Annotated in this window: 7 protein-coding genes and 1 pseudogene; all 8 read right to left on the reverse strand. The window is 54.4% G+C overall.

Annotated features, from left to right (window positions below; all coding sequences use genetic code 11):
- Window positions 1-65 precede the first annotated feature (65 nt).
- Complete coding sequence (locus tag GOW93_RS19360) at window positions 66-1,100, reverse strand: fatty acid desaturase (RefSeq protein ID WP_170387792.1); 1,035 nt, start codon at window positions 1,098-1,100, stop codon at window positions 66-68.
- 168 nt (window positions 1,101-1,268) lie between these two features.
- Window positions 1,269-1,565 carry a 50S ribosomal protein L23 gene (locus tag GOW93_RS19365; protein WP_008757532.1) on the reverse strand — a complete coding sequence of 99 codons (297 nt, stop codon included), beginning with the start codon at window positions 1,563-1,565 and terminating at the stop codon, window positions 1,269-1,271.
- Complete coding sequence (gene rplD / locus GOW93_RS19370; protein WP_155148664.1) at window positions 1,562-2,179, reverse strand: 50S ribosomal protein L4; 618 nt, start codon at window positions 2,177-2,179, stop codon at window positions 1,562-1,564. Before rplD ends, GOW93_RS19365 begins: the two co-directional genes overlap by 4 nt.
- Window positions 2,176-2,901, reverse strand: coding sequence for a 50S ribosomal protein L3 (rplC, locus tag GOW93_RS19375; RefSeq protein WP_170351686.1), 726 nt, complete (start codon window positions 2,899-2,901; stop codon window positions 2,176-2,178). Before rplC ends, rplD begins: the two co-directional genes overlap by 4 nt.
- Before the next feature lie 18 nt (window positions 2,902-2,919).
- The gene (gene rpsJ / locus GOW93_RS19380; protein ID WP_008756422.1) at window positions 2,920-3,234 is read right to left on the reverse strand and encodes a 30S ribosomal protein S10; all 315 of its coding nucleotides are present in this window, start codon (window positions 3,232-3,234) and stop codon (window positions 2,920-2,922) included.
- Window positions 3,235-3,486: 252 nt separating this feature from the next.
- Window positions 3,487-4,587 carry an acyltransferase family protein gene (locus GOW93_RS19385; RefSeq protein ID WP_170387794.1) on the reverse strand — a complete coding sequence of 367 codons (1,101 nt, stop codon included), beginning with the start codon at window positions 4,585-4,587 and terminating at the stop codon, window positions 3,487-3,489.
- The gene (locus GOW93_RS19390; protein ID WP_170387796.1) at window positions 4,584-5,591 is read right to left on the reverse strand and encodes a sterol desaturase family protein; all 1,008 of its coding nucleotides are present in this window, start codon (window positions 5,589-5,591) and stop codon (window positions 4,584-4,586) included. Before GOW93_RS19390 ends, GOW93_RS19385 begins: the two co-directional genes overlap by 4 nt.
- A 263-nt stretch (window positions 5,592-5,854) precedes the next feature.
- Window positions 5,855-6,000 (reverse strand): annotated as a pseudogene (gene tuf / locus GOW93_RS19395) (elongation factor Tu); the annotation flags it as partial.

Genomic DNA, 6,000 nt, shown 5'->3' on the forward strand with positions numbered 1-6,000 from the left:
GGGCAGTCACTGGTACGGCTCATCGCGTTGCTCGGGCGGGTCTCGGGTTAGGGCGGCTTGCCCCTTTACCCATACAGCGCCTTTGCCTCGGCGAAGGACAAGAGGCGGCGGTTCTTTTCGTCCCACAGGTGCAGCCGCGCGTTGGCGAGGCTCTCGCGGATGGTCATCCGGTTGCTGTTTGCCAGCTCATCATGATCGCGCAGCACTTCGGTCAGGCGGTAGAACGGGATGCGGCTGTACAGGTGATGCACATGGTGGATACCGATATTGGCGCTGAACCACTGCAATACGGACGGCAGGATATAATGCGAGCTACCGTGCAGGGCCGCCTCGTGCAGCTGCCAATCCGCGTCCGAATCCCAATGCGTTTCTTCGAATTGGTGTTGCACATAAAACAGCCATACTCCGGCAGTTGCCGCAATCAGGGTTGAGGGCAGAAAGATGAGTAGGACCGGCATCGGGCCGCCAAAGTAGTAGACGGCCAGAAGTGCGGCCAGAATAGCGACATTGGTGCCCATCGCGCTGACCCAGAACCGAACGCTGCCCGTCAATCCCAAAGGCAGGCGATTTTGGAACAGGAACAAATAGCTGGGGCCAAGAACGAACAGTGTGACGGGATTTCGGTAAACGCGATACCAGAACCGGTTGATGGGAGTCTTGGACTGGTACTCGGCCACTGTCAGAGTATGGATATCGCCCATTCCCCGCTTGTCCAGGTTGCCCGAACTGTTGTGATGGTAAGAATGCGTGCGGCGCCAGACATCATAGGGTGTCAGGGTCAGCACCCCGATCACGCGTCCAACCCAGTCGCTGACAGTCCGGTTCTTGAAGAACGCTCCGTGCCCGCAATCATGCTGGATCGCAAACAGGCGCAGCAGGAAGGCCGCATTCAGGATCGCAATCGCAAATGCCAGCCAGTAACTGATGGGTAGCGCCATCCAGGACAGCGCCCAAAGCACAAAGAATGGGATAATGCTGACACCCAGCTCAAATGAACTGCGCCACTGGTTGGGTTCGCGATACTTAGCAAGTGTCGTGACCCAATCCCGCGCCGAGGTCTTTTCTGGGTTGCCCCGTGTCGAGAGAGAGGGTTCGGTCATGCGCCTGCCATGTTTTTGTTTGTGGGAAACCGGATAGACACCCCACTCAGGATAGCAAGTGAATTCCGGGAAAAACGCCTAATTTGCGCTCAATTCTTGGTGTTGCCTCCTAAAGAAAAACCCCCGCTTTCGCGGGGGCCTTTATCTCTCTCCACAAACGTGATCCGATCAGAGACCGGTGGATACGTCGATGGTGTTACCCTCTTCCAGGGTCACATATGCTTTTTTGACGTCTTTCCGACGGCCCAGCTGGCCGCGGAACCGCTTGACCTTGCCTTTGGTCACGGTGGTGTTCACCGCTTTGACCTTCACACCAAACAGCGCCTCAACGGCCTCTTTGATCTGCGGCTTGTTGCTGTCGATCGCCACTTCAAAGACAACCGCGCCGTTTTCGGACGCCATGGTCGACTTTTCGGTGATGATCGGCTTGCGGATCACGTCGTAGTGTTCTGCCTTCGCGCTCATTTCAGACGAGCCTCCAGTGCTTCGACAGCCGCTTTGGTGAGCACCAGGGTGTCACGCTTGAGGATGTCATAAACGTTTGCACCCATCGACGGCAGGATATCCAGACCTTCGATGTTGCGCGACGCCTTCAGGAAACCTTCGTTCACGGTCGCGCCGTCGATGACCAGAGCGCGTTTCCAGCCCAGGTTTGCAACCTGTTTGGCCAGAGCGGCGGTCTTGCCTTCGGCTTCGGCGTTCTCGATCACAACCAGTTCACCTGCCTTGGCTTTCGCCGACAGAGCGTGGCGCAGGCCAAGCTTACGGAACTTCTTCGGCAGGTCGTGGCCGTGCGAACGAGGGGTCGGGCCCTTGTAGATACCACCTTTGCGGAAGATCGGCGCGTTACGGTCACCATGGCGTGCGCCACCGGTGCCCTTCTGGCGATAGATCTTCTTGGTCGAGTAGCTGGTTTCCGAGCGGGTCTTCACCTTGTGGGTGCCGGCCTGCGCGTTGTTGCGCTGCCAACGGACCACACGGTGCAGGATGTCCGCACGCGGCTCGAGCCCGAACAGATCGGCGTTCAGCTCGATGTCGCCGGCTTTGCCGCCGTCCAGTTTGATTACATCAAGTTTCATGCTTCACCACCTTCCGCGGGAGCTTCTTCCGCAGGTGCTTCGGTTGCAGCCGATTTCACAGCAGCCGGGAAAGGCAGGCCTTCCGGTGCTTTCTTCTTCACGGCGTCCTTGACGGTGACCCAGCCCGATTTCGGTCCGGGAACGGCGCCTTTGATGAAGACCAGACCACGGTCGGCGTCGGTTTTGACGACTTCCAGGTTCTGGGTGGTTACACGGGCAGCACCCATGTGACCGGCCATCTTCTTGCCTTTGAAAACCTTGCCCGGGTCCTGACACTGACCGGTCGAACCGTGCGAACGGTGGCTGATCGAAACACCGTGCGAGGCGCGCAGACCACCGAAGTTGTGGCGCTTCATCGCACCGGCAAAGCCTTTACCGATCGAGGTGCCCGAAACGTCAACCTTCTGACCTTCCAGGAAGTGTTCTGCCGAAATCTCGGCGCCCACTTCGATCAGGCCATCTTCGGAGACGCGGAACTCGGCCAGCTTACGCTTGGGCTCAACCTTGGCAGCGGCATAGTGACCGCGCATGGCCTTCGAGGTGCGTTTTGCCTTGGCTGCACCGGCGCCCAGCTGAACGGCGGTGTAGCCGTCTTTGTCAGCGGTGCGCTGTGCAACAACCTGCAGGTTGTCCAGGTGAAGAACGGTCACAGGAATCTGCTTGCCGTCTTCCATGAACAGGCGGGTCATGCCAACTTTTTTTGCGATAATACCAGAGCGCATAATCTATACCCTCCGATCTTACGACTGCAGCTTGATCTCGACGTCCACACCAGCAGCGAGGTCGAGCTTCATCAGCGCGTCAACGGTCTGGGGGGTCGGATCAACGATGTCGAGCAGACGCTTGTGCGTACGGATCTCGAACTGGTCGCGGGATTTCTTGTCAACGTGAGGGCCACGGAGAACCGTGAACTTCTCGATCTTGTTCGGCAGCGGGATCGGGCCGCGCACGTTCGCGCCGGTCCGCTTGGCAGTGTTGACGATCTCTTGCGTGCTGGCATCCAGAACGCGATAGTCAAATGCCTTCAGCCGAATACGGATGTTTTGGCTTTGCATATTAACAGCCTTTTATCAGGCGTTGAGGTTGAGAGGAGGACAGACGCGCATCGCCAACCCTCTTCGAACCCAAAAGGCGGGAATCACCCCGCCTTGATGTTCTTGTTGAGAACTCGCGCGCTATACATGTGTCTTGTATACTTCGCAAGAACTATTGTCCGCAATGTACAGCGGTTTGTCTCCGACCCGAACGACTCTGTTCACGCAAAACATCAAAGCAAAGAAGAGCGTGGCTTATGATTCAGCCGAATGCTATTGATCTTTAACATTTTCGGCGACTGAGTTTTGCCAAAGTAACTTAACTTTTCTACGAATTTTTCCGATTGGGCGCTCAAACACAGATGCAAACAGCAACCCGACGGCAAGCGATCCAAGCAAAAGAAATATATCACGACCGGGTATCTCAGGAATGAATGTGTTCAGAAGCTGCAGAGTTGGGTAGTGCACTACGTAGATCGAAAAACTGGCACCAGCGATCCAATTAAGCAATCGAAACCGAGCGCCCTGCCCTGTGAAAATCACAGAGACTCCCATCAAGTGACAAACTGTAAAGACGCCAATCATGTTATTCCAAATGAACTCATCAGAAAATCCCAGAACAAAACGGGCATCATCTACATTCAATGTGGCTGCAGTAGCACTGGAAAGCACCTCAGGCACACCGCCAAACTGGCACGCGATGTAAGCCAAAGGCCCCAGAACGGCCAATGCAACACCCATAGCATAGGACACACGCATCGGTCCCTCAGACTTAAGCCAATGCCAAAATCCCACACCAAACAACCAGGCAGGCATCAAAAGTAGAATATCAAGGCCGAAAACCATCATGCCCAAGGCCAACACACTTAGCCTGTTTGAACCTCGAAGAAAAAAGGCAACGCCAAACAAAAAGTAGTAAGCGGCCTCGTAGCTGAGGGACCAGAGCGGGCCATTGCTTCCAAGTCGCAACCTCCCGAACAACCCCCACTCGTTTGAAAAGCTCAATCCCCGAAGCAGAAATTCATCAACGGGAAGAGGTTGGAAGAACATGGGTGGATAGGCCGCGGGGTCGTGACGACTGCCGATTGCATCGAAGATCAGCGTAAGGACAAGCGCAGGCAACATAACCGACCACAGACGTGTCAGACGATTAAAGGCAAACCGTCCAGGCTCTGCATCGCGATCGGCAGCATAGGCAATAACGCAGCCAGAAATCACGAAGAAAACGATGACGGCGTCGCTTCCGACATTCCAGTCTCGCAAAAATATGTACTTGGAATCCGTGAACCTAGGATAAGCCCAATGCGAGAGGACGACGACAAGCGTGGCAAGTGCCCGAAGAACATCCAGCCAGATCGAAACACCCCGCGTCATTGCTTTTGACTGGCTGACGGCTTTTGGTCTTTGTCGGTCGAACGCTGGATGCGAGGCATTCCCGACACTTCTTCAAAACTGTCCAAGAAAGGCCTTACGAACGCATCTTTTAAGGTGGCGTGGGGTTGCTCAATTTTCACCCCTTGGGCATCAGCAATGCCAAATTCCAGTTTTTCCTCTGTCTTCGGAATATAGAGTGTTCCGAAAATCCAGTCCCAAAGAGCGAAAACTTCTCCATAATTTTTATTGTGGTGCTTTACGGCGCAAGAGTGGTGGATTTGATGCTGAGCAGGAGAGATGAAAATATGTTCCAGCACCGGTCCGAAACTTAGCCACACATGGCTGTGTCGCAGGTTCGCTCCGAACAAGTTGAACAGAAAATACCCCGCATTGGCGCCACCGATGGTCAGCAGGTCAATCTTGCCAATCAGCAGAAATAGCATCAACGCTTGTGCGACCCCCACACCAAGGCTCATCATCAAGTTGCGGATCAGAATATAGACTGGGTGAATGCGGCTAACCGTGAGTGGAGTCAAAACCTCGGCCGAATGATGCAACGAGTGGAATGGCCACAACACTCTGCTTTCATGATGCAAATAATGCGTCCAATATTTACAGAAATCGGCAGTCATGACGATGATCAGGGTCGCCAAGGCGCTTCGACCCCAGGTGACATCCAGCGGCTGAAACGCTGCGCCCTGCAAGGAAATTAGCTTGGTCAGCAGAATATCGACCACAACTGGCGCAAACAGGACAGCGCCGAAAAATCCGAATGCCCCCAGCACAAAATTCACGAGAAAAACCTGAATGTCGACAAGGTTAGAACGATGAAAATAGATTTCGCGCGGGAAAATGAAACGAAGAAATCCTGTTGGGCGGCCGCGAAAGTGCCAAATTGCGTATACTATGAATACGCAAACACACAGATGGAGAATTGCGAAACGCGATCCCCACGACCAGAATAGGCTTCCAAATGAAGCGCTGATCTCTCTAATTAAATCCAACTTCTCACTCCGTAACTGGAGCGCGACAACTTTTCAACGCGCGCTCTTGGACACAATACCTGGGTAATTGGCGGAAATGATGGCAAAGAGCGGAAACTAAAAAAATTCTCGGGAATTGTGGCAATTCCGATGTGGCCTTTCAAAACTATCAATGAACAGCGGACAGAACAGAAAATGTGTGGAGCTTTAGCAATGCCATTGGCTGTTCAAAAAAAGGGCGCCCCGAGGGACGCCCTTTCCGTCTGATCATTCGCTTGCGCGAATTACTCGATAATTTTCGACACAACGCCGGCGCCGACGGTGCGGCCGCCTTCGCGGATGGCGAAGCGCAGGCCGTTTTCCATCGCGATCGGCGCGATCAGCTCAACGCCGAACGACACGTTGTCGCCGGGCATAACCATTTCGGTGC

Source organism: Ruegeria atlantica (assembly GCF_013032455.1).
GTDB lineage: Bacteria > Pseudomonadota > Alphaproteobacteria > Rhodobacterales > Rhodobacteraceae > Ruegeria > Ruegeria atlantica_B.

Excerpts from the sequence above, each read along its gene's own strand:
- GOW93_RS19360 (WP_170387792.1), bottom strand. The coding sequence starts at position 1,100 with ATGACCGAACCCTCTCTCTCGACACGGGGCAACCCAGAAAAGACCTCG.
- rpsJ (WP_008756422.1), bottom strand. The coding sequence starts at position 3,234 with ATGCAAAGCCAAAACATCCGTATTCGGCTGAAGGCATTTGACTATCGC.
- GOW93_RS19385 (WP_170387794.1), bottom strand. The coding sequence starts at position 4,587 with ATGACGCGGGGTGTTTCGATCTGGCTGGATGTTCTTCGGGCACTTGCC.
- GOW93_RS19365 (WP_008757532.1), bottom strand. The coding sequence starts at position 1,565 with ATGAGCGCGAAGGCAGAACACTACGACGTGATCCGCAAGCCGATCATC.
- rplC (WP_170351686.1), bottom strand. The coding sequence starts at position 2,901 with ATGCGCTCTGGTATTATCGCAAAAAAAGTTGGCATGACCCGCCTGTTC.
- rplD (WP_155148664.1), bottom strand. The coding sequence starts at position 2,179 with ATGAAACTTGATGTAATCAAACTGGACGGCGGCAAAGCCGGCGACATC.